The organism is Actinorhabdospora filicis (assembly GCF_030269765.1).
Lineage (GTDB): Bacteria > Actinomycetota > Actinomycetes > Mycobacteriales > Micromonosporaceae > Actinorhabdospora > Actinorhabdospora filicis.
Genome location: NZ_BSTX01000002.1, coordinates 1,262,796 through 1,288,553, shown reverse-complemented (window position 1 = coordinate 1,288,553; position 25,758 = coordinate 1,262,796). Strand labels below are relative to the sequence as shown.

Sequence of the window (25,758 nt, the reverse complement as noted above, 5' to 3'; positions counted from 1 at the left end):
GGGGCCGGGATCACCGATCCCGGCCCCTCAGCCGGTGAACACCGCCGCGCGGAAGCCGTCCCGGACCGCCTTGATCGGCAGCCGCTCGCGGCTCCAATAGACCCGGTTGGTCAGCAGCACCGCCCACCGGCCCTGCTTGGGGCACAGCCAGAAGGCCGTGCCGGTGAAGCCGGGGTGCGTCCACACGTCCTCCTCCGGCGCGGTGCCGTGCGCGGGATGCCAGAACAGCCCGCGCGCCGGGTCCAGGCCGCCCGTCTGCGTCCGCAGCGACTCGGCGAGCCACGCCGAGCCGAAGCCCAGCCGCTCGTCCGGGCGCAGCAGGTGCGCCAGGAACAGGCCCAGGTCGCCCGCGGTGGAGAACACCCCGGAGATGCCGCAGGCGCCCCCGAACAGGCGCGTGGAGAAGTCGTGGACCTCGCCGCGGCGGTGCGTCCCGGACTCGGGGTCGAGCTCGGTGGGCGCGCATCGCCCGCGCAGGTCCGCCGGCACCGGCCCGAACCACGTCTCGCGCATCCCCAGCGGCTCCCACACGCGTTCGCGGGTCAGCTCCGCCAATGTGGTGGCGGTCAGGCGCTCGGCGAGCACGCCCAGGACGAACGCGGCCCGGTCGGTGTACTTGACGGCCGTGCCGGGCGGCTGGTGCAGGTCGGCGGTGAGCACGCCGCGCACGATCGCCGCCGGATCGCTCCCGTAGTTGGCCTTGAAACCGGCGTGGTGTGGCAGGCCCGCGGTGTGCGCCAGCAGCTGCCGTGGCGTCACCGGTCCCAGCGGGTGCCCGCTCGTCTCGGGCAGGTGCGCGTCGAGCCGGTCGTCGAGGGCCAGCCGCCCGGCCTCCCACAGGCGCCCGATCGCCGTCCACACCACCAGGACCTTGGTGAGGCTGGCCAGGTCGAAGATCGCGTCGAGGCCGATCGGCTCGGGGGCGGCCGGGTCGGCGACGCCCTCGGCGCCGGAGGCGATGACGCCGCCCGCGTCCCCCACCGCCCACACCGCTCCGGGATGGACCCGGTCGGCGACGCCGGCGAGCAGGACGGGGCGGACGCGCTCGGAGATCGTCATGCGGCCCGAGGCTACCGGCCTCAGGCGGGCACGGCGTCCAAGCGCTCGTGGTCGGCGTCGACGGCGTCGAGCCCGGCCAGGTGGCGGCGGCGCAGGAACAGCACGCCCATCGCCACCACGCAGCAGGCCGCGCCGACGTAGTACGGCAGGCTCACCGAGACCTCCTCGCCGAGCTTGGAGGCGATGTAGGGGGCCAGGGCCGCGCCCATCCAGCGCACGAAGTTGTACCCGGCCGAGGCCGTGGCGCGCGGGGCGTCGGAGACCTCCATGGCCGCCTCGGTGAAGACGGTGTTGTTGACGCCGATGGCCAGGCCCGTGGCGACGGTGAAGGCGATGATCCCGCCGTGCCCGGACAGCGCGATGCCGATCTGGCACACCACCATGAACGCCAGGGCCAGGTGCATCGTCCCCACCGAGCCCAGGCGCCGCTGGAGCATGGGCGCCAGGAACACCGACGACAGCGCCACCAGCACGCCCCAGCCGAAGAAGACCGAGCCGATGCCGTAGGCGTTCATGCCGAGGATGAACGGGGTGAAGGCCAGGACGGTGAAGAACGCGTAGTTGTAGAACAGCGCGGTGACGGCGGTGGTGGACAGGCCGCCGTGGGCCAGCGCCCGCAGCGGGTCGCTCAGGCGCGCCTTCACCGCCGGTTTCGGCATCCCGCGCAGCAGCGTGGCGATGAGGATGAAGCCGACCGCCATCAGCGCCGCCGTTCCGAAGAACGGGTAACGCCAGTGCCAGTCGCCCAGCAGCGCTCCCAGCAGCGGGCCCGCCGAGATGCCCAGGCCGAGCGCGGCCTCGTAGAGCAGGATGGCGGACTCGGCCCCGCCGCTGGCGGCGCCGACGATGACGGCGAGGGCGGTGGCGACGAACATGGCGTTGCCCAGTCCCCATCCGGCGCGGAAGCCGACGAGCTGGCCGACGGTCTGGGACGTCCCGGCCAGCGAGGCGAACAGCACCACCAGCGCCAGTCCGGCCAGCAGGGTCCGCTTCGCGCCGATGCGGCTGGAGACCCAGCCGGTCAGCAGCATCGCCACCGCGGTGACCAGGAAGTAGCTGGTGAACAGCAGGGAGACCTGGCTGGGCGTGGCCTCCAGGCCCTTGGCGATCGACGGCAGGATCGGGTCGACCAGGCCGATGCCCATGAACGCGATGACCGCCGCGAACGCGGTGGCCCACACGGCGGCGGGCTGCTTGAGGATGTTCTTTCCCGATGACCCCTCGGGGTTGTGTGCGGTCATTCTTCGGGGGCTCCTTGCACGAGTAGGCGCAGCGCGGGGATCGCCAGGGCGATCGCCTCGCGGTCTTCGGGGGAGAGGGCGGCCAGCCGCCCGGCGAGGAACGCGTTGCGGCGTCCGCGCCCGGCGGCCAGCGCGGCGCGGCCGGTGTCGGTGAGCGAGGCGGTGACCACGCGCGCGTCGGCGGTGTCGCGTCCGCGCTCGACCAGGCCGTCCCGCTCCATGCGGTTGACCTGGACGGTCATGGTCGGCATCCGTACGCCGTGCTCGGCGGCGAGGTCGCCCATGCGGCGCGGGCCGCCCAGGAGGGAACCGAGGACGGCCAGCTGCGGTGGGCTGACGTCGAGATCGGCGGTCGCCTGCCGCAGCAACAGCACCATGTCGCGCATGAGGCGGCTGACGTCGGCGGCGAGTGCGTCGTGGTCCATGGCTCCCCAATTACTTAGCTTGGCTAACTTAGCTGAGCTAACGATATACCCGCGGGGTCCGGGACGTCCACCGCGATGTCGTACCCCCGGGTTAGCGTCGGGCCATGACCCTGACGATCGCGAACGCCACGGTGAACACGACCGACCCGCGCGCCCTGTCCGCGTGGTGGATCGAGGCCCTCGGCGGCGAGGTGACCTCCGACTACGGCGACTTCATCTTCATCTCGGCCACGCCCATCTCGATGGGCTTCCAGAAGGTCGACGAGCGTCCCGCCGGGCAGACCGTCCACCTCGACCTGGTCGCCGACGACCGCGACGCCGAGGTCGCCCGCCTCAAGGGCCTGGGCGCCACCGTCGTCGCCGAGCACGAGGTGCCCGGCGTCAACTGGACGATCCTGCTCGACCCCGACGGCAACGAGTTCTGCATCGCCGACGCGCACTAGGCTCGCGGCCGCCCACCCCGCACGCCATCACGGGCCGGTTCACGGCCGGAGTGGACGGCGGGGGCCTCACCGTGCCCGGCCGCCGGATCCGCCCCGTGAGCGGGCCCGGTGACGTTCCCTCACCGGTTCATCCGGTCACAAACCGGCCCGCCGGGTTGCCGCGCGGGCCCGCGGAGGAGTACACCAGCGGATGGACATCCGACCCCCTTGATGTGCCGGAGGCACACACGATGACCACCATCCTGGTGACCGGCGCGACCGGACTGCTCGGTTCGGCGCTGCTCGACCGCCTGTCGGGCGCCGCCGAGCTGCGCGCCCTCAGCCGCCGCGAGCACGACGCCGACCCGCGCGCCGCCTGGTACGCCAGCGACCTGCACACCGGCGCGGGCCTGGCGCGGGCGCTCGACGGCGTCGACGTCGTCGTCCACTGCGCCTCCGAGCCCGACGTGCCCGGCGCCGACGTGGAGACCACCCGCACCCTCGTCGACGCAGCCGAGGCCGCCGGGGTCGCCCACTTCGTGTTCGTCTCCATCGTCGGCATCGACGAGATCCCGATGCAGTACTACAAGGACAAGCGCTGCTGCGAGCGCATGGTCCGCGAGTCGGCGGTCCCCTCGACGACGCTGCGCGCCACCCAGTTCCACCAGTTCATCCCGCGCCTGGTCGACCGCTTCGCCGAGCTGCCGATCCCGGTGGTGGTCGTGCCGCGCGGCACCTGCCAGCCGGTCGACGTCACCGAGGTCGCCTCGCGCATCGCCGAGCTCGCCCTGGGCGAGCCCGCCGGGCGGGTGGCCGACCTGGGCGGGCCGCAGGTCCTGAGCATCGCCGAGCTGGCGCGCGACGAGCTGCGCGCGCGTGGCGCGAAGCGGCCGGTGGTGTCGACGTGGATGCCGGGCAAGCTGGGCGCCGCCTACGCGGCCGGGTGCCTGACCACTCCGGCGAACGCGTGCGGCGGTCGCACCTGGGGCGAGTACGTGGGAGCCAGAGGGGACTTAAGATCGACGCATGCCGGGTGACCGTCCGTACGTGCTCCTGTCGGCGGCCATGTCCGCCGACGGTTATCTGGACGACGCCTCGCCCGAGCGGCTGATCCTGTCCACGCCCGGCGATCTGGACCGCGTCCGCGAGGTCCGCGCCGGGTGCGACGCCATCCTGGTCGGCGCCTCCACGGTCCGCCGCGACAACCCGAGCCTGACGGCGGGGGAGTCGGTGCGCCAGCCGCGCCGGGTGACGGTGACCGCCACCGGCGATCTCGACCCGGCCTCGCGGTTCTTCACCGTCGGCGCGGGCGAGCGCCTCGTCTACGTGGCCTCGCCCGCCGCGCAGCGCGCCCGGGAGCGCCTGAGCGGCCTGGCGACCGTCGTCGACGCCGGTTCACCGGTGGCGTGGCCGACGGTGCTGGCCGACCTGCGCGGGCGCGGCGTCGTCCGGCTCATGGTCGAGGGCGGCGGGACGGTCCACACGCAACTCCTCACCGCCGGGCTGGCCGACGAGCTGCACCTGGTGGTGGCGCCCTTCTTCGTGGGCGACCCCCGCGCCCCCCGCTTCGTCGGGCCGGGCGTCTTCCCGCACGGCAAGGACCACCGGATGCGCCTGGCCGACGTCAGCCGCATCGACGACGTGGTCTTGCTGCGCTACCTCCTGGACGGAGCCGAGTGAGCGACCTGGAGCACCTGTCCCTCGCCGTCGAGCTCGCCTACCGCTGCCCGCCCTCGGCGAGCGCGTTCAGCGTGGGCGCGGTCCTGGCCCGCCCGGACGGCCCGGTGCTGGCCCGTGGCTTCTCACGCGGCGAGCAGCCGCAGGACCACGCCGAGGAGGTCGCGCTGCGGCACGCGCCCGGCGACCTGGACGGGGTGACGGTCTACTCGTCGCTGGAGCCGTGCGGGCGGCGCGCCTCGCGTCCGCGCACCTGCGCCGAGCTGATCGTGGCGGCCGGTATCCGCCGGGTCGTCTACGCCTGGGAGGAGCCCTCGCTGTTCGTGGAGGGCCGGGGCGCGGAGGTGCTGCGCGCGGCCGGTGTCGAGGTGCTCGTCGTGGACTCGCTGGCGGCGCGCGCCCGCGCCGCCAACGCCCATCTGCTCACCGATTAGGGGAAACTGGTCCTCATGCCGAACCCGTTGATCACCGCGGCCCAACTGTCCCAGGCGCTCTCGGAGCAGACCCCGCCGGTCATCCTCGACCTGCGCTGGTCCCTGACCCCGCCCGGCGGCGTCCGCAATGGACCGTCCGGACGCGACGCCTACCTGCACGGCCACATCCCCGGCGCGGTCTTCCTGGACCTGGACGCCGACCTGTGCGGCCCGCCCGGGCCCGGCGGGCGGCACCCGCTGCCCGATCCGGCGCGGCTGCAGGAGGTCCTGCGGCAGGCCGGTGTCGGCGCGTCCTCGCGGGTGGTCTGCTACGACGCCGGGGACATGATGAGCGCCTCGCGCGCGTGGTGGACGCTGCTGTGGGTGGGCCTGGAGGACGTCGTCGTGCTCGACGGCGGCATGGCCGCGTGGCTGGCCGCCGACCTGCCGCTGACCACCGCCGTCCCCGAGCCGGTGCCCGGCGACCTGACGGTGCGCCCCGGCGCGGTGCCGGTGCTGGACGCCGCGCAGGCCGCGCGGACCGCCGCCGAGGGCGTCCTCATCGACGTGCGCGCGGCCGAGCGCTTCCTGGGCGAGACCGAGCCGATCGACCCCGTCGCCGGGCACATCCCGGGCGCGATCAACGTGCCGGACGCCCCGAACCTCGCCGAGGGCGGCGGCTTCCGCACCCCCGATGAGCTGCGCGCGCGTTACCTGCCGGTGGGCGCCGAGGACGACCAGGCCGTGGGCGTCTACTGCGGATCGGGCATCACCGCCACCCACACCGCGCTGGCGATGGCGGCGGCGGGACTGCGCGTCCCGGCCGTCTACATCGGCTCCTGGAGCAACTGGATCGCCGACCCGCACCGCCCGGTGGCCACGCGCGAATAGCCGCGAAGCGGGAGTGGCGCCCCGGCCCGGGAGCCACTCCCACCGTTCCTCGCGTCCCTACCCGCGGGACGGCCGCAGCCACATCGCGACCAGCACCGCCGAGACCGCCAGGACGATCGCCGTCACGCGGAAGCCGGCCGACATCGCGCCGGTGAAGGCGTCCACCACCGCGTCGTGCCGGGCGGGCCCGGCGACGGCGAGGGCGTGCGCGACGGAGTCCGAGGGCACGCCCTCGGGGAGGGCGCCGGAGAATCCCGCGGTGAGGACGGTCCCGACGACGGCCACGCCCAGCGCGCTGCCGACCTCGCGGGTGGCGCTGTTGAGACCCGAGCCCAGACCGGCGCGCTCGTGCGGCACGGCCGTCATGATCACCGTCGACAGCAGGGGCAGGCTCAGGCCCATGCCCAGCGCGACCACGCTCATCTCGGCGGCGTAGACCCAGTAGTGGGTGCCCGCGTCGGCGGTCGACATGAGACCCAGCCCCGCCGCGATCAGCAGCAGCCCGCCGGTGACCACCGGGACGCGCCCCAGCCGCGCGGCCAGTTCCGCCGCCCGGCGCGTCATCACCATCATGATGACCGCGAGGGGCCCGATGGCCAGGCCCGTCACCAGGGGCGTGTAGCCCTTGGCGAACTGGAGGTACTGGGCGTTCATGAAGAACAGCCCGAACATCCCCAGGAACGTCGCGGTGACGCCGAACGCGCCCGCCCGCAGCGCCCGCCCGGCGAACAGCCGCGGGTCGAGCACCGGGTTCGCCGCCCGCAGGGCGTAGAGGGTGTAGACGGTGAAGACGGCGGCGGCGAGGGCGAAGCCGCCCAGGACCCACGCCGAGGCCCAGCCCAGCTCGGGGCCTTCGATGATGCCGTAGAGCAGGCCCAGGAAGGCCACCACCAGCAGCGCCGAACCGGGCAGGTCCAGGCTCGCGCGGTGCCGCGCGGTCTTCGGCGCGGCCAGCGCGACCACCAGCAGCAGCGCCAGCGCCAGCGGCCCGGCGGACCAGAACAGGGCCCGCCAGCTCGCGTCCTCCAGCAGCGCGCCGCCGCCGATGTTGCCCACGACCCCGGCCACCCCCGTGGCCGCCGTCCAGCCGCCGATGGCCTGCGCCCGCTTCTCCGGCGGGAACGCGTGCACCGTGATGGACAGCGTCGCCGGCATGATCAGCGCGGCCCCGGCGCCCGACAGCGCGCGCCCGGCCAGCAGCAGCGGCACCGACTCCGCCAGGGCCGCCACCAGGCACCCGGCGGCGAACAGCGCCAGCCCGCCCATCAGGGCGCCCTTGCGCCCGAACCGGTCCCCGAAGGCCCCGGCGGGGATGAGCAGGCACGCGAAGACGATGACGTAGGAGTCCACGATCCACAGCAGCTGACTGCTACTGGGACGCAGCACGTCGGACGCCAGGCTCGGCAGGGCCACATTGATGGCGGCCACCAGCGCGATCGTCAGGACCGTGCACGACGACATGAGCGCCAGGATGAGACCGCGCCTGGGATGGCCCGTTACGGGCGGCGCGGCGGTGGGGGCGATTGCGGACATGGCGAATGAACCTCGAAACAGGATGAAAGGGAGGAACGCTCCCGGATCGGGGCGTCCTCACCACCGTAGAACCGCCACCGCATTACCGCAAATGCAAGGATCGCAAGAGAACTGTGCATCGGACGCAATCCACCGGTTAAGCTGCCGCTCGTGCACCCGCGCCTGGACCTGAACCTGCTCATCGCCCTCGACGCCCTCCTCACCGAAGGCAGCGTCACCGGCGCCGCCGAACGGCTCCACCTGTCCCCGCCCGCCATGAGCCGCACCCTCGGACGCCTCCGCAAAGCCCTCGGCGACCCCGTCCTCGTCCGCTCCGGACGCGCCATGGTCCCCACACCCCGCGCCGAAGCCCTCCGCGCCGAGGTCCACGCCCTCGTCGACCGCGCCGACGCCCTCTTCCGCGGACCGCGCCCCCTCGACCTGGCCGCCGTCGAACGCACCTTCACCCTCCAGGCCGACGACTCCACCTTCGCCGTCATCGCCGCCCACCTGCTCCACCGCGTCCGCGCCCAGGCCCCCGGCGTCACCCTCCGCTTCCTCGGCGAGGGACCCCGCTCCGCCAGCCCCCTCCGCGACGGCACCGCCGACCTGGAGATCGGCGTCATCGACGACCCCAGCCCCGACGTCCACGCCGAGGCCCTCACCGTCGAAGAAGGCGTCGTCGTGGTCCGCGCCGGACACCCCCTCACCCACGGCGAGGTCACCCTCGCCCGCTACGCCGCCGCCGAGCACCTCACCGTCTCCCGCCGCGGCATCCTCCACGGCCCCATCGACACCGCCCTCGCCGCCCACGGACTCACCCGGCCCGTCGTCGTCTCCGTCCCCACCGCCACCGTCGCCCTCGTCCTGATCGCCGGCACCGACCTCGTCGGACGCGCCGCCCTCGGCCTCCACGCCCCGCTCCTCGACCGCTTCGGGCTGGTCACCGTCGACGTCCCCATCGACCTGCCCGCCCTCACCATCTCCCAGGCCTGGCACGCCCGCTTCCACGCCGACCCCGCCCACATCTGGCTGCGCGGCCTCGTCCGCGAGGCCTTCACCCATGGGGCAGGATCGAAACCGTGATCAAGCTTCCACCCCGATACACACACCGCCCCGCCACCACCGACGACATCCCCGCCGTCACCGCGCTCGCCGACGCGCGCGAGCGGCACTTCCACGGCCTGCCGCACGCCGATCCCGGCGACGTCGCGGCCACCTTCGCCCGCCCCGCCCTCGATCCGGCCACGCGCACCCTCCTCGTCCACGGCCCGGACGGCGACCTGGCCGCGTGGGCCTGGGCCGAGCGGCGCGGGGAGATCCACGTCCATCCCGCGCACACCGGGCACGGCCTGGGCACGGCCCTGCTCGACTGGGCCGAGGGCCTGACCGCCCCGGGCCGCTTCGTGCAGAGCGTCACCGACGCCGACACCGCGGCCGTCGAGATCCTCACCGCCCGCGGATACACGCGCCTGGCCACGGCCTGGCTGCTGGAGATCGGGCTCGACGGGGGAGTGGACGTCCCCGAGGTCCCCGGAGGCGTCACCGTGCGCCCCTTCGCCGACGGCGACGGGCCGGGCGCGCACACGCTGATGGAGGACGCCTTCGCCGCCTTCCAGCCCCGCCGCAAGGACTACGCCGAGTGGGCCGAGGGCACCGTCGCGCGGGAGACCTTCGCGCCCTGGGCCTCACCGATCGCCTTCGAGAACGGCGAGCCGGTGGGCGCGGTGGTGTCCCTGGACGTCCCGGGCTCCGGCGAGGGCTACATCGAGCGCGTCGCGGTCCGCGAGGACCGCCGCGGCCGCGGCATCGCGCGCCTGCTGCTGCGGCACGCCTTCGCCGCGTTCGCCGCGCGCGGCCTGAGCGCGTGCACCCTGTGGACGCACTCCGAGACCGGCGCCCTGGCACTCTACGAGCGCGTCGGGATGCGCGTGCGGCGCTCGGCCACCGTCCACGCCCGCGACCTGGCATGACGAAGGGCGCCCGGGTCCAGAACGGACCCGGGCGCCCTCTCGCGGCTCGTGCCTAGTCGCGCTTGTAGCCGACGACCAGCTCGGTGGCCAGCTGCTCCAGGAACAGGCCGATGTCGGTGATGACGCCGGTGGCCTGGGCGCTGCCCCGGTCGGCCAGCTTGGTGACCGTGGCGGGGTTGATGTCGACCGACACCAGGGGAGTGGTGGCGGGCAGCAGGTTGCCGGTGGCGATCGAGTGCAGCATCGTGGCCACCATGATCGCGAAGCCGACCTCCGGCAGGGCCGCGCGCATGGCGCGCTGCCCGGCGATGACGTCGGTGTAGACGTCGGGCAGCGGGCCGTCGTCGCGGACCGAGCCGACCAGCACGAACTGCTTGCCGTGGGTCACCATCGCGTGCATGACGCCGTCGGTGAGGACGCCCTGCTCGACGGCGGCGGCGATCGAGCCGCAGCGGCGGATCGTGTTGATGGCGCGGATGTGGTGCTCGTGGCCGTGCGGGACGCCGTGGCCCTGCTGGAGGTCCACGCCCAGGGACGTGCCGTACAGCGAGGCCTCGATGTCGTGGGTGGCGAGGGCGTTCCCGGCGAACAGGACGTCCACGAAGCCCTCCTCGACGAGGGCGACCATCGGCTTGGCGGCGCCGGTGTGCACGATCGCGGGCCCACCGACCCACAGGATCTTGCCGCCGCCGCGCTTGACCTGGCGCATCTGCTCGGCGATGCGCTTGACCAGCAGGGCCTGCGGCTTCTCGCTGGAGACCTCGCTGGACATGAACTCGAAGCTGGTCGAGCCCGGGTCGGCGCGCTTCGGCTCCGGCAGCGGCGTCACCTTCACGCCGCTGGCGCCGCACACGACCGGGTCCTCGCGGCGGATGTCGGAGACGGCGATGGTGCGCGCGCGGCCGTCCTCGATGATGATCCCGCAGTCCATTTCCGGGTTGGCCACCGGAATCCACGCGCCCTCCAGCCGCACCGAGGTGGGCAGGTTGGTGGTGGAGTAGAAGTCGTCGGGGAACACACCGTCGGCCGGGGCCGGGCGCAGGACGACCGCGCCCGGGTCGACCTGGTTCGTGCCGTGGGTCTGGAGTCGCATGAGGATGCGCGCGAGCTGCTCGCCGTCCTCGGCGCCGACGGTCAGCCGGGCGTACGACTCGTCGGTGTGGGTGCGGCCCACGTCCAGCCGGTCGATCCGGTAGTCCCCGCCGTATTCGAGCACGTCGTCGAGAATGCGGGCGAAAACTCCCGAATCCAGGATGTGCCCGCGCACCTCGACGGTCTCGGTGTGCTTCACGGAAAATGCCTCCTGACAAGGTCCAACACGGGTTCGGTGCGTGCCGCTCCCAGGTGGACGGTAACCGCCGTCACGGCGGCGGCCGTCGTCAGGGGCGACATCGTCGCGTCACCCGGCCGCCGGGCGCCGTTCGCCACGCGGCCATATTGCCGGTACCCCGAAGGAGGGACGGCGGGACCGGTCACACCGGTCCCGCCCATCGGGTCGTTCTAGAAACTGTCGCCGATCACGCGAGCATCGACGAGTCGCCCGCCGCGCCGGGCATGGTGTTGTTCGTCACCCGGTCCAGCAGTGAGGTCGCCAGCATCGGCGAGCACAGGTCGGCCGGGGTGTAGACCGGCACGGACAGGCCCGCGGCGGCCTCGCGCATCGCCAGCGGCGAGCAGGTCAGCAGACCGGAGACGGCCAGGACCGGCAGGCCCATCGACTGGAGCCGCTGGACGCCGAAGAGCGCGCCGGCGGCCTCGCCGGAGGCGAAGACCATGCCGTCGATGAGGCGGCGGATCTCGGGACGGTCGAGCAGGGCGGCGGTCTCCGCCTGCAGGACGCCGTCGGCGATCTCCAGGACCACCGCGTCGACGGCCTGCGCCGAGATGTGGCCGTGCAGCAGCTGCGCGCTCTCCACCAGCTCGTCCAGGGGGACGCGGAAGGTGGTCGGGTAGCCGGCGTCGGTGAAGTCGTAGGCGGCCACCGCCCCGGCGTCGCGGAACAGCCACGGGTCGCCACCGGCGCCGGTGCCGGTGATCTTCGCGGTGCCCACGCGCAGACCGGCCTGGGTCAGGCCGCGCACGATCGCGGCGACCGTGGTGGTCTTGCCGGAGTTCATGGACGTGCCCACGACGACGATGGTCGTCGGCGGGCGCAGCGCGGTCGGCGGCTCGCCGAGCCGGAAGTCGCGCAGGTTCAGCACGCGGCCCTCGGCGTCGCCCAGGAGGCCGATGGGGGCCAGCCGGGTGGGGGCGCCGACGGAGGTGTGGCGGCTGTGCACCTTGCCGAGGACGCCGCCCGCGGCGACGAGGTCGGCCGGGCCCAGGTCCTCGGGCAGCTCCGCCTCGAACTGGTCGGGGGCGTACCGGGCGCCGCAGGCCAGCAGGAGTTCGTCGCCGACGTAGAGGGTGGCCCTGCGTCCGCTGGGCAGCTCGACCCAGTTGTGGTGCCCGAGCTGGGTGACCCTCGCGACGACCAGATCCCCGCGTGCCGGGATCGCGTCCTCAATGAGGGTGTACTGCTTGGAGAGGTCCACGTGGCGGACCGTGTAGGCGGCCTTGAGACGAGCAGCACGCTCGGCCGGGAGAACATTGACGTACACCGACGCTCCTTGAGAATGCGCTAGTGAGACCGCCGAATGGCGAGTGAGCGAAGCTTACGACCCGCACCTCGGTGACGGAAGGGCGCGGGTCGCTTAATTCTTCGGCGTGTTGCGGTGGATTCTATTCCACGCCCGCGGATACAGCACGTATCCAGCCGCTGACCTGCTGCGACGCCTTCTCCAGGAGGTGCCTTCCGGTGACCAGGACGTCCTGGAACGCGTGCAGTTCCGCCAATTCATCTGCGGTGTACCACCCGAACGGGTGATCTTCGGCGTCGATACGGCCCAGATCCCCGGCCACCGCGACGAACTGGTGATCCACGTGGATGTGCGGCTCACTCAGATGACGGTCCCCGGAGGGCAGCTCGAACTCCATGATCCACCAGGGCACGGGCACACGGGCGACCACGTCATCGTGGGGTACCGGCGGGTAGTCGCGGGGCAGGTCGGTGTGCGGTTCGACGAGCCGCAGGTCCCGCAGGCCGGTCTCCTCGGCCGCCTCGCGCAGCGCCGCCTCGGCCGCGTTCTCGGTCGGTTCGACATGGCCACCCGCGGGTACCCACTTATGCCACAGCGGGTGTTCGATCAGCGCCAGCCGCCATTGACCGTCATCGAATCGGTGCAGGATGTACACGGTCGCGGTGGAGTGCTTGATCATGTCCGGGTTCTCCCATGGATCCCTTGTGGGTCAACACGACCCGCCGATAGGGGGTGGCTATCCTGCTTGCCTGCGCCAGACGGCGGCGGCTTTATCGGCGCCGCGTTCTTCAATACTGTGTTGCCCAAAACCTTAAGTCCGCCGCCGAAAGGCGGCGCACCGACCGGGGCGAGCCCGGCAGGGACGGAGAGAGACAGTGTCCGAAGGTGGCTTCGACGCCTACGGAGTGGACGCGGCCTATGACCGCGGCGCGGCCGTGTGCGTCATCGGGGCCGGCATGGCCGGTCTCCTCGCGGTGAAGAATCTGCGGGAGCACGGTTTCACCGTCGACTGCTACGAGCGGGAGACCGCCGTGGGCGGTTCGTGGAACTGGCGCAACGACCGCAGCCCGGTCTACGCCAGCACGCACCTCATCTCCTCGCGCCCGCTGACGGAGTTCCCCGACTTCCCGATGCCCGACGACTGGCCCGACTACCCGCACCACTCGCAGGTCCTGGGCTACCTGGAGCGCTACACCGACCACTTCGGGCTGCGCGAGCACATCTGGTTCGGCAGCGAGATCTCCCGCGTCGAACCCACCGGGGACGGCCGCTGGGACGTCATCGTCAAACCCGTCAGCGGCAACGCCGCCCGCCGCCTGCGCTACGCCGCCGTCGTCCTGGCCAACGGCCACAACTGGGACCCCCGCATGCCCGAGTACGACGGCATGCACGAGTTCCGCGGCGAGATCGTGCACTCCTCCGCCTACAAGGAGCCCTCGAAGGTGCGCGGCAAGCGCGTCCTGGTGGTCGGCGCCGGCAACTCCGGCTGCGACATCGCCGGGGAGGTCGCCCTCAACGCCGAGGAGACCTGGCACTCCTCCCGGCGCGGCTACTGGTTCGTGCCCAAGTACGTCTTCGGCAAGCCCGGGGACCAAGCCCTGGCCGGTCTGGACTGGCTGCCCTTCGGGCTGCGCCAGAAGGTCTCCGAGATCGTGCTGCGCAAAGTCGTCGGCGACCCCGCGCGGTTCGGCATGAAGCGGCCCGACTTCCGCCTCTTCGGCTCCCACCCCATCGTCAACAGCCACCTCATGTACCACATCGGCCAGGGCTCCATTAAGCCCAAACCCGACATCGAGCGCTTCACCGAGGACGAGGTGGTCTTCGCCGACGGCACCCGCGCCAAGCCGCACACCGTCATCATGGCCACCGGCTACCGCACCACCTTCGACTTCTGCGATCCCGAACTGCTCGGCATGACCGGCCCCGACGACGCGCCCCGCCTCATCGCGCAGATGCTGTCCCCGAAGGCGCAGACCCTCGCCGTGGTCGGCCTCGTCCAGGCCAACGGCAGCCACTTCCCGCTCGCCCACTGGCAGACGGTGGCCCTGGCGAAATGGCTGCGGCTGCGCGAACGCGACCCGCAGGCCGCCCGCGCCTTCTGGGCGAAGGCGGTCCCCGACGCCGGGCGGCGCTACGTCCACGGCCACCTCAACGACACCGCCCGCCACCGCCTTGAGGTCTCCCACGACGTCTACCTGAAGGCCCTCGGCGACCTGATCCAGGAACTGGAGGGCGTGAAATGACCCGCCGCCTCGACGTCACCCGCGGCCTCGACTACCGCGACCCCGTCCCGCACGCCCACCGGGAGATCCTCGCCGTCCTGCCCGAGGACCCGACCGGCAAACCGCCGCTCCTCTTCGTCTCCGGCGACCCGCGCGGCGCGCGCGTGTTCACCGAGCACTGGCTTCCCCACGCCGCCCACCGCGGCTTCCCCGCCCACGCGCTGAGCGTGCGCGGCCAGGGCGGCGCGGCGAAGGTGAAGGGCGACCTGCGCGCCCACGCCCACGACCTCGCGCAGGCCGCGGCGTCCCTGGCCACCCGCCCCGTCCTGCTCGGACACGGCAAGGGCGCGGCGATCCTCGCCGAAGGACTCGCCCGCTACCCCGCCCGCGCGGCCGTGCTCATCGCCCCGCGCCTGGGACGCACCGTCCCGCCACCGCCCGCCGGTGAACCGCCGATCCTGGTCGCCGGGGACCCCGGCGACAAGCGCGCCCCCCAGGCCGCGCTGGAAAAGACCGGCGCCCACTACGGCGTCGCGCCACTGCTGTTCCAGGGCGCCGGGCACGACATGATGCTGAACGCCGCCTGGCGCGAACCCCTCGACGCGATCCTTGACTGGCTCGACAAGCTCACCGAAGAAGAACGCGCCTGACCGCGCGGCACGGCGGCGGCCTCACGGGGCCGCCGTCCTAGACGACCGCGCCGTCCTCCGGGTCGTACGGATCGTCCTCGTCACCGGGACGCAACCGCCAGATCAGCACCGCCACACCCGACAAGACCACACCCGCGCCCAGCAGGATCGCCGCCTCGTACCCGAACCCCAGCACGTCCAGCAGACTCGGCCGCACGAACACGACCACGCCCACCACGATCAGCAGCAACCCGATGATCGCCGGGCGCGAGGGCTTCGGCACCGGTGGCGGAGGCGGCGGCTCATAAGTCTCGGCGGCCTCCTCCGGCGACTCCGGCAGATCGGCGTCCCACAACTCCAGCAGCGTCGGCTCGGCCGGCTTCGCCGCCGCGGGCTTCGCGGGCGGCTCGTCGTCGGCCTCGTCCTCCTCGCCCGGCCACTTCGGCGAATCCAGCCCGGCGATCAGCTCCGAGAACCGGCGCTCCAGATTGTCGCCGGTGAGCTGCTCCTCCGTCAGGCCGTCCGGACGCTCCGGCTCATCCTCGGGACGCTCTGTCATCGGCCCGGCTCCGCTCCACCGCCGGGTCCCGCGGGGGCGGCGCCCAGGAGCTCGCCGACGAAGGCGACGCTGCCCGCGAACAGCTCGGGGGCGTCGTTGTCGAGGGTCATCACGTGGTAACTGTGCTGCATGACGTGCTCGGCCACATCCTCACTGGAGACGCCCGCCAGCAGCATACGGCTGTTCGCCGGCTCGACCACGTGGTCCTGGGCACTGCGGTAAACACGCAGGGGCACGGTGATGTTCCCCAGCCGCGACCGCGTCAGCCGCCACAACTCCGTCAGCGATCTCAGCGCCGCCAGCGGGATCCGGTCATAGGCCAGCTCGGTGATGCCCGGCTTGGCGATGTCACTGGCGATGCCCGGCGCCGACCGCGCCAGCCGCGAGATGACCGGCAGCAGATAGTTCACCGCCACCTTCTGCGAGAACAGCGACGGATTCACCACCACCAGGCCCGACAGGTCCGCGCCCCGCTCCTGCGCCAGCCGCAGCATCAGCGTCGCACCCATCGAGATGCCCATGCCGACCACCGGACGGCCCCGGCCCAGCGCCTCGTCCAAGGCCCGCTCCACCTCGCCGTACCAGTCCTGCCAGCGCGTGGCCGCCATGTCCTGCCACCGCGTCCCGTGCCCGGGCAGCCTCGGCCCGATCACGGTGTAACCGGCGGCGTGCACCGCCTCGCCCCACGCCCGCACCGTCTGGGGAGAACCGGTGAAGCCGTGCGACATCACGATCGTGGCCGGCGCCTCGGCGCCCGCGTCGAAGAGGAACGGCTCCGCGCCGGGAAGGACGGGCACCGGACACCTCCGCAAGTGTTGGGCGGGAACTAGCGATACCCCGTAATCCTGGCACGGACCGCGGCGAAAGGCACGGCGGTAGGCGTGCCCGGCGGAGGGGACGCAATACTTAGACGACAACGTGATCGGGGTCATCGTCCATCGCCCATGTCCGGAGGTGCCGGTGCTGTACTGGTGGTTGAAGTACGTCTTCGTCGGCTGGTGGCTGCGGCTCCTCTACCGCCCGAAGGTCGAAGGGCTGGCGAACATCCCGAAGACCGGCGCCGCGATCGTGGCCAGCAACCACCTGTCGTTCTCCGACTCCATCTTCCTGCCCCTGGTGGTGCCCAGGAAGATCACCTTCATCGCCAAGGCCGAGTACTTCACCGGCAAGGGCCTCAAAGGGATTTTCTCCCGCTTCTTCTTCACCGGCGTCGGAGCCATCCCCGTCGACCGCACCGGCGGCAAGGCGGCCGCGGACGCCCTGTCGACTGGAAAGCGGGTGCTCGCCGAGGGCGGGCTGTTCGGGATCTACCCGGAGGGGACGCGCTCGCCCGACGGGAAGCTGTACCGGGGGAAGACCGGGGTCGCGCGGCTCGCGCTGGAGACGGGGGCGCGGGTGATACCGGCGGCGATGATGAACACGGGGGAGTTGCAGCCGATCGGGAAGAAGCTGCCGAAGATCGGGCGGGTGCACATCCGGATCGGGGAGGCGCTGGATTTCTCGCGGTATGCGGGGCTGGCGGGGGACAGGTTGGTGGAGCGGGCGGTGACGGACGAGATCATGTACGAGCTGATGGAGTTGTCGGGGCAGGAGTACATCGATGCTTATGCGGCTAAGTTTCGGGGGTAGGGGCGTTCGGTATTCCCCGTCGACTCGCGCCGGGCCCGGGCCTTGCTTCTGCCGGGGCCCGGCCGCAGCCCCAGCCGCAGTCCGAGCCCCAGCCCCAGCCCCAGCCCCAGCCCCAGCCGTCGCGAGCCTCGCTACCACAGCACCCGTTACGGCACCTCTCCCGTCGCCCTCACCCCGAGCCCGTCTCCCCGCGCTTCTTGCCTTCCCCCCACGGGTCGCCCTCGCCCGATCACCTGCATCGGCGCTATTTGACGGTCGCCGTCTGGTCAGGGCTTTCACCCCTAGGACCCGACCAGGGGTGCGGCCCCTGGACGCCGGACCTCTCTCGGGAGGCGTCTCCTCCTCTGGCCGGCCATATCGACGCTGAACGAGGAACCCCGGGGTGTCAAGACGGAAGAGCTGTCTTGACACCCCCAGAACCTGCGTTCTCAAGAACACGTCTGGCCGACCGACGGAGGATCCACCTCTCCTATCCCGAGACAGCCCCCGCACAAGCTGGTCCCGGGGTCGCCGTTTTGTTTGCGGCTTACGGGCCGTCTCGGTCCGGCTCTACTACAACGAGCTTCGTTTAGTGCCCGGGTTTTGACCCCGTTGCCAGCCAGTCACTTTGCCCGGGTTCAAGCCGCCCTCGGCTACGCATCGCACCCGGCTCTGCCTTGCGTCTCGCCGTTGTCTTCGGGCGGGCTTCATGCCACGGGCTTGTGTGCCCTGCCCGGCTCTCGCCTTCGTCCGTCGCGCGTGCTGTTCCTCGGGCGGCTTCGTGCCGCCGCCCGCTCGGTCCTTCTTCTCTTCCGCTTGCCGCCGCTACTTGTCCTCTAGTCCTGCTCGTCGGCGTAGGGCCGGTACGTCCGTCACTACGATGCGCCTGCCTTCTGTGCGCAGCCAGCCTCTTCCGGCGAAGCTGCCGATGGCCTGGTTGACGCTTTGGCGGGAGCCGCCGGCCATTTCGGCGAGCTGGCTCTGGTTGAGCTCGATGGTGACCATGGCGGCGGCGCTGTTTCCGGCGAGGCGGACGAGGGTCTTGGCGACTCTGCCCGGGAGGTCGAGGAAGACGTGGTCGGCGTTCTGGTCGGTGAGGCGGCGGACGAGGAGGCCCATCGCGCGCAGGACCACGTCGACCATGCGGGGGTTGGCGTGGACGAGGTCGATGAAGGCCACGCGGGACAGCGCCATGGCGGAGGTGTCCTCGATGGCCTCGGCGGATGCGGATCTGGCCGAGCCGTCGAGGAGGGACACCTCGCCGAGGACGTCGGGTGGGCGCATCACGTTCAGCATCGCGCGTTCGCCGGTGGGCGCGGTGCGGAAGACCGAGACCGCGCCGGAGCGGATCATGATGAGGGACTCGCCCGGGTCGCCTTCGACGAACAGCAGCTGCCCGCGGCGGTACTGGCGGGGCACTGAGACCGAGGCGATGCGCTTGCGCGCCTCCGGCTCCAGGCCCGAGAACATCGCCACACCTGCGAGCGGATCATCGGACGAACGGTTGTCCACCTGCGCACCCCCTACCACGGAGGACCGTCTCCCACGGGCACCCCCGATCATGGCCGGAAATACCTCGCTTGTACAGCCCCGCATTCGTTGCTCGGCATGATCCGCACCGATACGCCGCGCTCAGAGGGGACACGGGTGATACCGGCCCCGGCGACGTACAGTGACTGCTCACGTGAGCTTTATACCCTAGTGTCCGCATTGGCGCCAGACCCTGTCGTGGGACGGCGGTCGGCGGGCGCGGGATGGCTACCGTCGCGTACCGTCATGACGGGCGTGGACGGGTGTCCACGGGGCGGGACGTTCCTCTGAACGGACGGGGGAGTCCAGGCCGATCGGAGAACAACTCTCGCTGAAAGGGCAGGGCGTGGAAGAGCGTGGCTACCGGTACTTCTACGACTGCGAGTTCATCGAGGACGGGGTGACGATCGACCTGGTGTCGATCGGCGTCGTCGACGAGGAGGGGCGCGAGTTCTACGCGGTCTCCACCGAGTTCGACGACCGCAAGGCGATCCCGTGGGTGCGCCGCAACGTCCTCGACAAGCTGCCCTCGCCCTCGGACAAGGCGTGGCGCAGCCGGGAGCGGATTCGCGACGACCTGTACGAGTTCCTGGTCGCGCCGCTGCGGGGGCGCGCGCAGACGCGCATGGAGCTGTGGGCCTGGTACGCCGCCTACGACCATGTGGCGCTGGCGCAGCTGTGGGGGGCGATGCCGGCGTTGCCGCGCGCGCTGCCGCGCATGACGAAGGACCTCAAGCAGCTCTGGGACGACCTGGGCCGCCCCGATCTGCCGGTGATCGAGGGCGATCAGCACGACGCGCTGGCCGACGCGCGGCACAACCTGGCGCGCTGGCGGGTCATGCGGGACGGGGACACGCCTCCGGCGGTGTGACGCAGGTCCTGCGGGGTAAGTCACAGGGCAGCGGTTAGAGTCACCCTCGTGGCGGCGAGCCCCGGACCGGCAATGAGGCCGCAGGTCGTGTACCGATCCCAGTCCGCGGCGGCAAACACCGCACAAGCACACAGGGAGTGAGAGCACATGCGCGTTGGCGTGCTCACCGGCGGGGGCGACTGCCCCGGTCTCAACGCTGTCATCCGTGCCGTGGTCCGTAAGGGCGTGACCGAGTACGGCCACGAGTTCGTCGGATTCCGTGATGGCTGGCGCGGCCCGCTGGAGAACGTCACGATGCCCCTCGGCATCAAGGAGGTGCGCGGCATCCTCCCTCGCGGCGGCACCATCCTGCGGTCCTCCCGCACCAACCCGTTCAAGATCGAGGGCGGCGTCGAGAAGATCCGGGAGAACCTCAAGGCCACCGGTGTGGACGCGCTCGTCGCCATCGGCGGTGAGGACACCCTGGGTGTGGCGAAGAAGCTCGCCGAGCTCGACGTGCAGGTCGTGGGCGTCCCGAAGACCATCGACAACGACCTGGGCGCCACCGACTACACCTTCGGTTTCGACACCGCGGTCAACATCGCGATGGAGGCCATCGACCGGCTGCACACCACCGCCGAGAGCCACCACCGCGCGGTCGTCGTGGAGGTCATGGGGCGGCACGCGGGCTGGATCGCGCTGCACTCCGGCCTGGCCGGCGGCGCCAACGTCATCCTGCTGCCCGAGCGGCGCTTCGACCTCGCCGAGGTCGTGGGTCACGTGAAGTCCCGCTTCGAGATCGACTACTCGCCGATCATCGTGGTCGCCGAGGGCGCCATGCCCACCGAGGGCGACCTGGTGACGCAGGACGCCGAGCTCGACGCGTTCGGGCACGTCCGCCTCGGCGGCATCGGCGACTGGCTGGCCAAGCAGATCGAGCAGCACACCGGCAAGGAGGCCCGCGCGGTCGTCCTCGGCCACGTGCAGCGCGGCGGCACGCCCACCGCGTTCGACCGGGTCCTGGCGACCCGCTTCGGCCTGCACGCCATCGACGCGGTCAACGACGGCGACTGGGGCAAGATGGTCGCGCTCCAGGGCACCGACATCGTCCGCGTGCCCCTTGAGGACGCCACCCGTGAGCTGAAGACGGTTCCGGTCGAGCGGTACCACGAGGCCGAGGTCTTCTTCGGCTAGAGCATCGCTGACCAGCGGTTCTACCTGAAACGAGCCGGGCGCGCCACCAAAGCGCGCCCGGCTCGTTGTACGCAGCGTGAACTCCACGATGCCTGATCTGACCGGATTCGTCCTCCATCGCGTCATCGAGGACATCGACTTCGAGGGGATCGGGGTTCCCGGGCTCGACGGGTGGTTCTACCGCCTCGAAGAGGGCGGCCGGCTCAGGTCGGTGGGGGTCTACACCTTCGAGGGGACGGAGATCTTCCGCGCCTGGGGCTACGTGGGGGAGAAGCACTGCCGCGCCAGCGCGCTGCGCGACGAGGAGGGCCGCTGGTGCGCCACGCACCTGGACTGCCCGGAGGTGCGCGTTCATCGGCGCGACCAGACGGTGATCGGGTTCTCGGTGCGTGTGGGAGACGCCGAACCCAGATACGTGCGGGTCAACGCGCTGGTGGGGGCCTAGCCGCTAGCGGTTCCGCCGCCGCCGGCCGGGGTGCCACCACACACCCGGGCCGGCGGCAGGCATCCGCAGGGTCTCGGGGAGCCCGGACGGGCTCCTTCGGGGGTTTCCGTCTCAGCGCCGCTCGGGCACCGCCTTCTCGGCCGCCTTGGCCTTGGCGGTGGCGCGCACGTACAGGATCGACGAACCCGTCACGGTCAGTACCGCGAGCATCCCGGCCACATGCAGCACGGGATCCTTGATCGGCACGAACGCGAAGAATGCCGCCGGGATCTGCACGATCGCCATCAGGCCGAGCATGAGCAGTCGCCGCTCCTTGCCCCAGTACCACGCCGTCAGCAACGGCGAGGCGATGAGGGCGAAGGTGAGCACGTCGAGAACGGCGTGCAGGTACGGGTTCGCGACCCGATCGTGTGCGACGGCCCAGGCCGGAGTCGAGATGGAGAGGGCTCCGAGGACGGTGAGGAGAACGATCGCGACTCTCCGCATTCCGCACCTCCCATTCAAGGCATGGTCGTTTCTTCACTCCCTCACCAGACGGTACGAGCCGTCACGTCCCGTGAGTGTCGGGTACTTGGCAGAACGGGAGGGAATCTCAGATTCGGCGCGAACGGCACGATGCGCCACCGGAGTCCCCGCCGTCCCCGAAACGGCCGATCGGGTGCTTCATCGACGCCCAATTCCATCGATCGGCGTCGATCGCCTCGTGGTGTGACCGTTTTCATCTGCTGAGATACCCCACCTGCCATCTGGGACGCACCGGGACGACCGTAAGCTTTCTGCGTGACTCTCCAGTGGCATCACCTCCGCGACCAGGACCGTCCCGGCCAGCAGGCCGACGCGACCTCGCTCGGGCTGGACCGATGGCGCGATCTGCCGCGCGACCAGATGCCGCCTTGGACCGACTACGCCCGGGTGGACGAGGTCTGCCGCACCCTGGCGAACGTCCCGCCGATCGTCGCCCCGCACGAGGTCGACCAGCTGCGTCAGCGGCTCGCCCTCGTCGCCGAGGGGAAGGCGTTCCTGCTCCAGGGCGGCGACTGCGCCGAGACCTTCGACGACAACACCGAGTCCCACCTGCTGGGGAACGCTCGGACGCTGCTGCAGATGGCCGTGGTGCTGACCTACGCCGCGAGCATGCCGGTCATCAAGGTCGGCCGCGTCGCGGGCCAGTACACCAAGCCCCGCTCCAACGCCCTCGACTCGCTCGGGTTGCCGGTCTACCGCGGCGACATGATCAACTCGCTTGAGGCCACGCCCGAGGCCCGGGTCGCCGACCCCGACCGCATGGTCCGCGCCTACGCCAACGCGGCGGCGGCGATGAACATGCTGCGCGCGTTCCTCACCGGCGGCATCGCCGACCTGCGGGCCGTGCACGACTGGAACAAGGACTTCGTCAAGCAGTCCAAGGCCGGCGAGCGCTACGACGCCATCGGCCGCGAGATCGACCGCGCGCTGGCCTTCATGGCCGCCTGCGGGGTCGATGACGAGGCCCTCCACAACGTGACGGTCTTCGCCTCCCACGAGGCGCTGGCGCTGGAGTACGACCGGGCGCTGACCCGCGTCGTCGGCGACAAGGCCTACGGCCTGTCCGGGCACTTCCTGTGGATCGGTGAGCGCACCCGCCGTCTGGACGGCGCGCACATCGACTTCATCTCCCGCATCGCCAACCCGATCGGGGTGAAGATCGGCGCGGGCACCAGCCCCGAGTGGGCCCTGGAGGTCTGCGAGAAGCTGAACCCGGACAACGTCCCGGGCCGGCTGACGCTGATCAGCCGCATGGGCAACCAGAAGATCCGCGACGTCCTGCCCGAGATCGTGGAGCGGGTGAACGCCGCCGGCCACAAGGTCGTCTGGCAGTGCGACCCGATGCACGGCAACACCATCGAGTCGGCCTCGGGCTACAAGACCCGCCAGTTCGACCGGATCGTGGACGAGGTCCTCGGGTTCTTCGAGGTTCACCGCGGCCTGGGCACCCACCCGGGTGGCATCCACATCGAGCTGACCGGTGAGGACGTCACCGAGTGCCTGGGCGGCGCCCAGGCGATCGAGGACGCCGACCTGTCGATGCGCTACGAGACGGCCTGCGACCCGCGCCTGAACACGCAGCAGTCCCTCGAACTCGCCTTCCTGGTCGCCGAGATGCTGCGGCACTGACGGCGAGTGCGGCATGAGGACGTGCCGCGCGTCTCGGCGACGAAGCCGGTCGAGATGCTGCGGCACTGACGGCGAGTGCTGCACTGACGCACGGACTTCGCGCAAGCGAAAGGGCGGCCCCTCCGGTCACGGAGGGGCCGCCCTTTTCGGCTTCGGGTTCAGCCCTGGCCGAGGAGTGCCAGCACGGGGCACTCGTCGATGAGGTCGCAGATGCGGTCGAGGCAGGTGCCGCACTCGGTGCCCGCCGCGCAGGCGTCGCCGACCGCTTCTTCGGTGCGCGCGCCCGAGGCGATGACCGCGCGGACTTCCTTCTCGCTCACTGAGTGGCAGACACAGGCGAGCACCGTTCCTCCAGGCGAACACTTAACCAAGGCTTGCCTAAGGTAACTGAGAGTTCGTGCGCCCGCCATAGTCCGCGAGTGTCAGTTTTCGGCGCTGACCTCCAGCAACGCGGGCAGCACCTTCAGGACGTGGCCGACATCATCGGCCGAGACGTCGAGGTGGGTGACCAGGCGCACGCGGTCCGGGGCGATCGGGGACACCAGGACGCCCTCCCGCGCGGCGGCCTCGGCGAAGGCCCGGGAGTCGCTCACCGGCACCATCACGATGTTGCTCTGCACGTTCCGGTCGACGTCGTCCACGCCCAGCGCGGTGGCGATCAGCTTGGCGTGCGCGTGGTCCTCGGCGAGCCGGGCGACGTGGTGCTCCAGCGCGTAGAGCCCGGCGGCGGCGAGGATGCCCGCCTGCCGCATCCCGCCGCCCAGGCGGCGGCGGACGGCGCGGGCCTTGGCGACGCGTTCCCGGGTGGAGACCAGGACCGAGCCCACCGGGGCGCCCAGGCCCTTGGAGAGGCAGACCGAGACGGTGTCGAAGAGCTCGCCGTACTCGCGCATGGGGACGCCGTCGGCGACGTGGGCGTTCCAGAGCCGCGCGCCGTCGAGGTGGGTGAGCAGCCCGCGCTCGGCGGTGAGTTCGCGCAGGCGTTGCAGCTTGTGCAGCGGCACGACCCGCCCGCCGCCGAGGTTGTGGGTGTTCTCCACCGCGATGGCCGAGGTCGGCAGGGCGTATCCGCCGCCGGGGCGCACGAAGCCCATGACGGTGTCGACGTCCAGGTGCCCCTCGCGGGTGGGCCAGGTGCGGGTGGAGACGCCGGCGTAGGCCGCGGCGGCGCCGCTCTCGAAGGTGACCACGTGCGCGTCGGAGTCGCACAGGAGCTCCGAGCCGGGCGCGAGGAGCGCCTGGATCGCGATCTGGTTGGCCATGCTGCCCGAGGGGCAGTAGAGCGCGGCCTCGTGGCCGAGGAGGGCGGCCACCTCGTGTTCGAGCGCGGTGACGGTGGGGTCCTCGCCGTAGACGTCGTCGCCGACGTCGGCGCGGGCCATCGCCTCGCGCATTCCCGGGGTCGGCCTGGTGACGGTGTCGCTGCGAAGATCGACGGACATGGGCCACAGCATAGGCGCGCCCGGGTCCGGGTAACCCCTCGGTGAGACAGGGGAGCCTGGCCTCATTGAGTCCGCCCTTAATGAGCGGAGCCTGTCCTAATTTAGGCTTTCCTGGCTGGCTGTCCGAATGCTCCCGGTAATACGCTGAGATCATTGGACCGTCGATTCATCGGAAGGCGCAGCCACCATGCAGGGCGACAAGAAGGTCATCGAGTTCCTGAACGAGCAGCTCACCGCCGAGCTGACCGCCATCAACCAGTACTTCCTGCACGCCAAGATGCAGGAGAACTGGGGCTACGTGAAGCTGGCGGTCTACACCAAGCACGAGTCGATCGACGAGATGCGTCACGCCGAGGCGCTGACCGACCGCATCCTCTTCCTCGACGGCATGCCCAACTACCAGAAGCTGTTCCCGCTGCGCATCGGTGAGAGCGTTCCCGAGCAGTTCGCCTGCGACATGAAGATCGAGGTCGAAGCGGTCGAGCGGCTCCGCAAGGGCGCGGCCTACATGCGGCAGATCGGCGACATCACCTCCGCGAAGCTCTTCGAGGAGATCCTCGCCGACGAGGAGCACCACATCGACTACCTGGAAACCCAGATGGCGCTGATCGAGAAGCTCGGCGAGGAGAAGTACCTCCAGACGCTCATCGAGCAGCCCAAGGGCGACTGACGTCCCGGCGGCACGATAAAGGCGGGTGGGCCGCACGGCCCACCCGCCTTCGGCGTCTCTAGCCGTTGCGGCAGCAGAGGTGCATCGCGCACGGCGAGCAACACTGCCACACGCCGTTGGCGCACTGACGGTCCACGCAGACGTCGGCGCAGGCGTGGGCGTCGGTGGCCGGGACGAGCTTGTCCAGCATGCGATCGGCCAGGCGCTTGGCGACTCGGATCATGGTGCCTCCTCAGGTCGGGCTTTCGGCACAATCTGGCAGC

29 protein-coding genes are annotated in these 25,758 nt (G+C 71.3%); 15 read left to right on the top strand and 14 right to left on the bottom strand.

What is annotated here, in order from left to right:
- Window positions 1-27: 27 nt before the first annotated feature.
- Genes QSK10_RS18865 through QSK10_RS18855 form a run of 3 tightly spaced genes read right to left on the bottom strand, consistent with a single transcriptional unit; the run spans window position 28 to window position 2,725 of the window.
- Window positions 28-1,059, bottom strand: coding sequence for a serine hydrolase domain-containing protein (locus QSK10_RS18865; RefSeq protein WP_285664159.1), 1,032 nt, complete (start codon window positions 1,057-1,059; stop codon window positions 28-30).
- Window positions 1,060-1,079: 20 nt separating this feature from the next.
- Window positions 1,080-2,300 carry an MFS transporter gene (locus tag QSK10_RS18860; protein ID WP_285664158.1) on the bottom strand — a complete coding sequence of 407 codons (1,221 nt, stop codon included), beginning with the start codon at window positions 2,298-2,300 and terminating at the stop codon, window positions 1,080-1,082.
- Window positions 2,297-2,725 (bottom strand): MarR family winged helix-turn-helix transcriptional regulator, encoded by a 429-nt coding sequence (locus QSK10_RS18855; protein WP_285664157.1) that lies wholly within the window; start codon window positions 2,723-2,725, stop codon window positions 2,297-2,299. Before QSK10_RS18855 ends, QSK10_RS18860 begins: the two co-directional genes overlap by 4 nt.
- Before the next feature lie 104 nt (window positions 2,726-2,829).
- Between QSK10_RS18855 and QSK10_RS18850 the strand changes: the two genes are divergently transcribed.
- The 5 genes from QSK10_RS18850 to QSK10_RS18830 all read left to right on the top strand — a co-directional run bounded on the left by QSK10_RS18850 (window position 2,830) and on the right by QSK10_RS18830 (window position 6,128).
- Window positions 2,830-3,168 (top strand): VOC family protein, encoded by a 339-nt coding sequence (locus QSK10_RS18850; protein ID WP_285664156.1) that lies wholly within the window; start codon window positions 2,830-2,832, stop codon window positions 3,166-3,168.
- A 230-nt stretch (window positions 3,169-3,398) separates the two neighbouring features.
- Complete coding sequence (locus tag QSK10_RS18845) at window positions 3,399-4,184, top strand: SDR family oxidoreductase (protein WP_285664155.1); 786 nt, start codon at window positions 3,399-3,401, stop codon at window positions 4,182-4,184.
- On the top strand, window positions 4,174-4,827 hold the full coding sequence (locus QSK10_RS18840; protein ID WP_285664154.1) for a RibD family protein: 654 nt from the start codon (window positions 4,174-4,176) through the stop codon (window positions 4,825-4,827). The genes QSK10_RS18845 and QSK10_RS18840 overlap by 11 nt, the downstream gene beginning before the upstream one ends.
- On the top strand, window positions 4,824-5,258 hold the full coding sequence (locus QSK10_RS18835) for a cytidine/deoxycytidylate deaminase family protein (RefSeq protein ID WP_285664153.1): 435 nt from the start codon (window positions 4,824-4,826) through the stop codon (window positions 5,256-5,258). Before QSK10_RS18840 ends, QSK10_RS18835 begins: the two co-directional genes overlap by 4 nt.
- 15 nt (window positions 5,259-5,273) lie before the next feature.
- Window positions 5,274-6,128, top strand: a complete 855-nt coding sequence (locus QSK10_RS18830) for a sulfurtransferase (RefSeq protein WP_285664152.1) — start codon at window positions 5,274-5,276, stop codon at window positions 6,126-6,128.
- Window positions 6,129-6,185: 57 nt separating this feature from the next.
- On the opposite strand, the gene QSK10_RS18825 is transcribed toward QSK10_RS18830, so the two are convergent.
- Window positions 6,186-7,661 carry an MFS transporter gene (locus tag QSK10_RS18825; RefSeq protein WP_285664151.1) on the bottom strand — a complete coding sequence of 492 codons (1,476 nt, stop codon included), beginning with the start codon at window positions 7,659-7,661 and terminating at the stop codon, window positions 6,186-6,188.
- A 150-nt stretch (window positions 7,662-7,811) separates the two neighbouring features.
- On the opposite strand from QSK10_RS18825, the gene QSK10_RS18820 reads away from it, so the two are divergent.
- Both QSK10_RS18820 and QSK10_RS18815 read left to right on the top strand, forming a co-directional pair.
- Window positions 7,812-8,726, top strand: a complete 915-nt coding sequence (locus QSK10_RS18820; protein ID WP_285664150.1) for a LysR family transcriptional regulator — start codon at window positions 7,812-7,814, stop codon at window positions 8,724-8,726.
- Window positions 8,723-9,613, top strand: a complete 891-nt coding sequence (locus QSK10_RS18815; protein ID WP_285664149.1) for a GNAT family N-acetyltransferase — start codon at window positions 8,723-8,725, stop codon at window positions 9,611-9,613. Before QSK10_RS18820 ends, QSK10_RS18815 begins: the two co-directional genes overlap by 4 nt.
- Before the next feature lie 52 nt (window positions 9,614-9,665).
- Here the strand turns inward: QSK10_RS18815 and QSK10_RS18810 are convergent, their stop codons facing one another.
- The 3 genes from QSK10_RS18810 to QSK10_RS18800 all read right to left on the bottom strand — a co-directional run bounded on the left by QSK10_RS18810 (window position 9,666) and on the right by QSK10_RS18800 (window position 12,871).
- Window positions 9,666-10,904 carry an ornithine cyclodeaminase, nickel-pincer nucleotide-dependent gene (locus tag QSK10_RS18810; RefSeq protein WP_285664148.1) on the bottom strand — a complete coding sequence of 413 codons (1,239 nt, stop codon included), beginning with the start codon at window positions 10,902-10,904 and terminating at the stop codon, window positions 9,666-9,668.
- A gap of 226 nt (window positions 10,905-11,130) precedes the next feature.
- The gene (locus QSK10_RS18805) at window positions 11,131-12,213 is read right to left on the bottom strand and encodes a hypothetical protein (RefSeq protein WP_285664147.1); all 1,083 of its coding nucleotides are present in this window, start codon (window positions 12,211-12,213) and stop codon (window positions 11,131-11,133) included.
- A 121-nt stretch (window positions 12,214-12,334) separates the two neighbouring features.
- Window positions 12,335-12,871: an NUDIX domain-containing protein gene (locus QSK10_RS18800; RefSeq protein ID WP_285664146.1), complete on the bottom strand. Its 537-nt coding sequence runs from the start codon at window positions 12,869-12,871 to the stop codon at window positions 12,335-12,337.
- 196 nt (window positions 12,872-13,067) lie between these two features.
- Between QSK10_RS18800 and QSK10_RS18795 the strand changes: the two genes are divergently transcribed.
- Together QSK10_RS18795 and QSK10_RS18790 are read left to right on the top strand one after the other, a co-directional pair.
- Window positions 13,068-14,435 (top strand): flavin-containing monooxygenase, encoded by a 1,368-nt coding sequence (locus QSK10_RS18795; protein WP_285664145.1) that lies wholly within the window; start codon window positions 13,068-13,070, stop codon window positions 14,433-14,435.
- Window positions 14,432-15,064 carry an alpha/beta hydrolase gene (locus tag QSK10_RS18790; RefSeq protein ID WP_285664144.1) on the top strand — a complete coding sequence of 211 codons (633 nt, stop codon included), beginning with the start codon at window positions 14,432-14,434 and terminating at the stop codon, window positions 15,062-15,064. The genes QSK10_RS18795 and QSK10_RS18790 overlap by 4 nt, the downstream gene beginning before the upstream one ends.
- Window positions 15,065-15,101: 37 nt before the next feature.
- Here the strand turns inward: QSK10_RS18790 and QSK10_RS18785 are convergent, their stop codons facing one another.
- Window positions 15,102-15,602 (bottom strand): hypothetical protein, encoded by a 501-nt coding sequence (locus tag QSK10_RS18785; protein WP_285664143.1) that lies wholly within the window; start codon window positions 15,600-15,602, stop codon window positions 15,102-15,104.
- Window positions 15,599-16,399, bottom strand: a complete 801-nt coding sequence (locus tag QSK10_RS18780; protein ID WP_285664142.1) for an alpha/beta hydrolase — start codon at window positions 16,397-16,399, stop codon at window positions 15,599-15,601. The genes QSK10_RS18785 and QSK10_RS18780 overlap by 4 nt, the downstream gene beginning before the upstream one ends.
- Before the next feature lie 163 nt (window positions 16,400-16,562).
- Between QSK10_RS18780 and QSK10_RS18775 the strand changes: the two genes are divergently transcribed.
- Window positions 16,563-17,231, top strand: a complete 669-nt coding sequence (locus QSK10_RS18775; protein ID WP_285664141.1) for a lysophospholipid acyltransferase family protein — start codon at window positions 16,563-16,565, stop codon at window positions 17,229-17,231.
- Window positions 17,232-18,035: 804 nt separating this feature from the next.
- Here QSK10_RS18775 and QSK10_RS18770 read toward each other — a convergent pair.
- Window positions 18,036-18,680, bottom strand: a complete 645-nt coding sequence (locus QSK10_RS18770; RefSeq protein ID WP_285664480.1) for a Crp/Fnr family transcriptional regulator — start codon at window positions 18,678-18,680, stop codon at window positions 18,036-18,038.
- 406 nt (window positions 18,681-19,086) lie between these two features.
- Here QSK10_RS18770 and QSK10_RS18765 point away from each other — a divergent pair, with 406 nt between their 5' ends.
- From QSK10_RS18765 to QSK10_RS18755, 3 genes are all read left to right on the top strand, one after another.
- On the top strand, window positions 19,087-19,611 hold the full coding sequence (locus QSK10_RS18765) for a polyadenylate-specific 3'-exoribonuclease AS (RefSeq protein ID WP_285664140.1): 525 nt from the start codon (window positions 19,087-19,089) through the stop codon (window positions 19,609-19,611).
- Window positions 19,612-19,758: 147 nt separating this feature from the next.
- A complete protein-coding gene (locus QSK10_RS18760) occupies window positions 19,759-20,784 on the top strand; it encodes a 6-phosphofructokinase (protein WP_285664139.1) in 1,026 nt (341 codons plus the stop codon).
- An 88-nt stretch (window positions 20,785-20,872) separates the two neighbouring features.
- Window positions 20,873-21,229, top strand: a complete 357-nt coding sequence (locus QSK10_RS18755; protein WP_285664138.1) for a hypothetical protein — start codon at window positions 20,873-20,875, stop codon at window positions 21,227-21,229.
- A gap of 111 nt (window positions 21,230-21,340) precedes the next feature.
- On the opposite strand, the gene QSK10_RS18750 is transcribed toward QSK10_RS18755, so the two are convergent.
- Window positions 21,341-21,715, bottom strand: coding sequence for a hypothetical protein (locus QSK10_RS18750; protein WP_285664137.1), 375 nt, complete (start codon window positions 21,713-21,715; stop codon window positions 21,341-21,343).
- 294 nt (window positions 21,716-22,009) lie between these two features.
- Between QSK10_RS18750 and QSK10_RS18745 the strand changes: the two genes are divergently transcribed.
- Complete coding sequence (locus tag QSK10_RS18745) at window positions 22,010-23,383, top strand: class II 3-deoxy-7-phosphoheptulonate synthase (RefSeq protein WP_285664136.1); 1,374 nt, start codon at window positions 22,010-22,012, stop codon at window positions 23,381-23,383.
- Window positions 23,384-23,541: 158 nt separating this feature from the next.
- Here QSK10_RS18745 and QSK10_RS18740 read toward each other — a convergent pair whose 3' ends face one another.
- Together QSK10_RS18740 and QSK10_RS18735 are read right to left on the bottom strand one after the other, a co-directional pair.
- On the bottom strand, window positions 23,542-23,727 hold the full coding sequence (locus QSK10_RS18740) for a (2Fe-2S)-binding protein (protein WP_285664135.1): 186 nt from the start codon (window positions 23,725-23,727) through the stop codon (window positions 23,542-23,544).
- 78 nt (window positions 23,728-23,805) lie between these two features.
- On the bottom strand, window positions 23,806-24,825 hold the full coding sequence (locus tag QSK10_RS18735) for a threonine aldolase family protein (protein ID WP_285664134.1): 1,020 nt from the start codon (window positions 24,823-24,825) through the stop codon (window positions 23,806-23,808).
- Window positions 24,826-25,012: 187 nt separating this feature from the next.
- On the opposite strand from QSK10_RS18735, the gene bfr reads away from it, so the two are divergent.
- Window positions 25,013-25,495 carry a bacterioferritin gene (gene bfr / locus QSK10_RS18730; protein WP_285664133.1) on the top strand — a complete coding sequence of 161 codons (483 nt, stop codon included), beginning with the start codon at window positions 25,013-25,015 and terminating at the stop codon, window positions 25,493-25,495.
- Between the two features lie 58 nt (window positions 25,496-25,553).
- Here bfr and QSK10_RS18725 read toward each other — a convergent pair whose 3' ends face one another.
- Window positions 25,554-25,718, bottom strand: a complete 165-nt coding sequence (locus tag QSK10_RS18725) for a hypothetical protein (RefSeq protein WP_285664132.1) — start codon at window positions 25,716-25,718, stop codon at window positions 25,554-25,556.
- Between the last annotated feature and the right edge of the window lie 40 nt (window positions 25,719-25,758).

Bases quoted from the DNA above. Each gene is read 5' to 3' on its own strand.
- QSK10_RS18725 (WP_285664132.1), bottom strand. From the start codon at position 25,718: ATGATCCGAGTCGCCAAGCGCCTGGCCGATCGCATGCTGGACAAGCTC.
- QSK10_RS18755 (WP_285664138.1), top strand. From the start codon at position 20,873: ATGCCTGATCTGACCGGATTCGTCCTCCATCGCGTCATCGAGGACATC.
- QSK10_RS18860 (WP_285664158.1), bottom strand. From the start codon at position 2,300: ATGACCGCACACAACCCCGAGGGGTCATCGGGAAAGAACATCCTCAAG.
- QSK10_RS18785 (WP_285664143.1), bottom strand. From the start codon at position 15,602: ATGACAGAGCGTCCCGAGGATGAGCCGGAGCGTCCGGACGGCCTGACG.
- QSK10_RS18865 (WP_285664159.1), bottom strand. From the start codon at position 1,059: ATGACGATCTCCGAGCGCGTCCGCCCCGTCCTGCTCGCCGGCGTCGCC.
- QSK10_RS18750 (WP_285664137.1), bottom strand. From the start codon at position 21,715: ATGCGGAGAGTCGCGATCGTTCTCCTCACCGTCCTCGGAGCCCTCTCC.
- QSK10_RS18735 (WP_285664134.1), bottom strand. From the start codon at position 24,825: ATGTCCGTCGATCTTCGCAGCGACACCGTCACCAGGCCGACCCCGGGA.
- QSK10_RS18855 (WP_285664157.1), bottom strand. From the start codon at position 2,725: ATGGACCACGACGCACTCGCCGCCGACGTCAGCCGCCTCATGCGCGAC.
- QSK10_RS18850 (WP_285664156.1), top strand. From the start codon at position 2,830: ATGACCCTGACGATCGCGAACGCCACGGTGAACACGACCGACCCGCGC.
- QSK10_RS18760 (WP_285664139.1), top strand. From the start codon at position 19,759: ATGCGCGTTGGCGTGCTCACCGGCGGGGGCGACTGCCCCGGTCTCAAC.
- QSK10_RS18840 (WP_285664154.1), top strand. From the start codon at position 4,174: ATGCCGGGTGACCGTCCGTACGTGCTCCTGTCGGCGGCCATGTCCGCC.
- QSK10_RS18770 (WP_285664480.1), bottom strand. From the start codon at position 18,680: ATGTTCTCGGGCCTGGAGCCGGAGGCGCGCAAGCGCATCGCCTCGGTC.
- QSK10_RS18790 (WP_285664144.1), top strand. From the start codon at position 14,432: ATGACCCGCCGCCTCGACGTCACCCGCGGCCTCGACTACCGCGACCCC.
- QSK10_RS18825 (WP_285664151.1), bottom strand. From the start codon at position 7,661: ATGTCCGCAATCGCCCCCACCGCCGCGCCGCCCGTAACGGGCCATCCC.
- bfr (WP_285664133.1), top strand. From the start codon at position 25,013: ATGCAGGGCGACAAGAAGGTCATCGAGTTCCTGAACGAGCAGCTCACC.
- QSK10_RS18830 (WP_285664152.1), top strand. From the start codon at position 5,274: ATGCCGAACCCGTTGATCACCGCGGCCCAACTGTCCCAGGCGCTCTCG.
- QSK10_RS18845 (WP_285664155.1), top strand. From the start codon at position 3,399: ATGACCACCATCCTGGTGACCGGCGCGACCGGACTGCTCGGTTCGGCG.
- QSK10_RS18800 (WP_285664146.1), bottom strand. From the start codon at position 12,871: ATGATCAAGCACTCCACCGCGACCGTGTACATCCTGCACCGATTCGAT.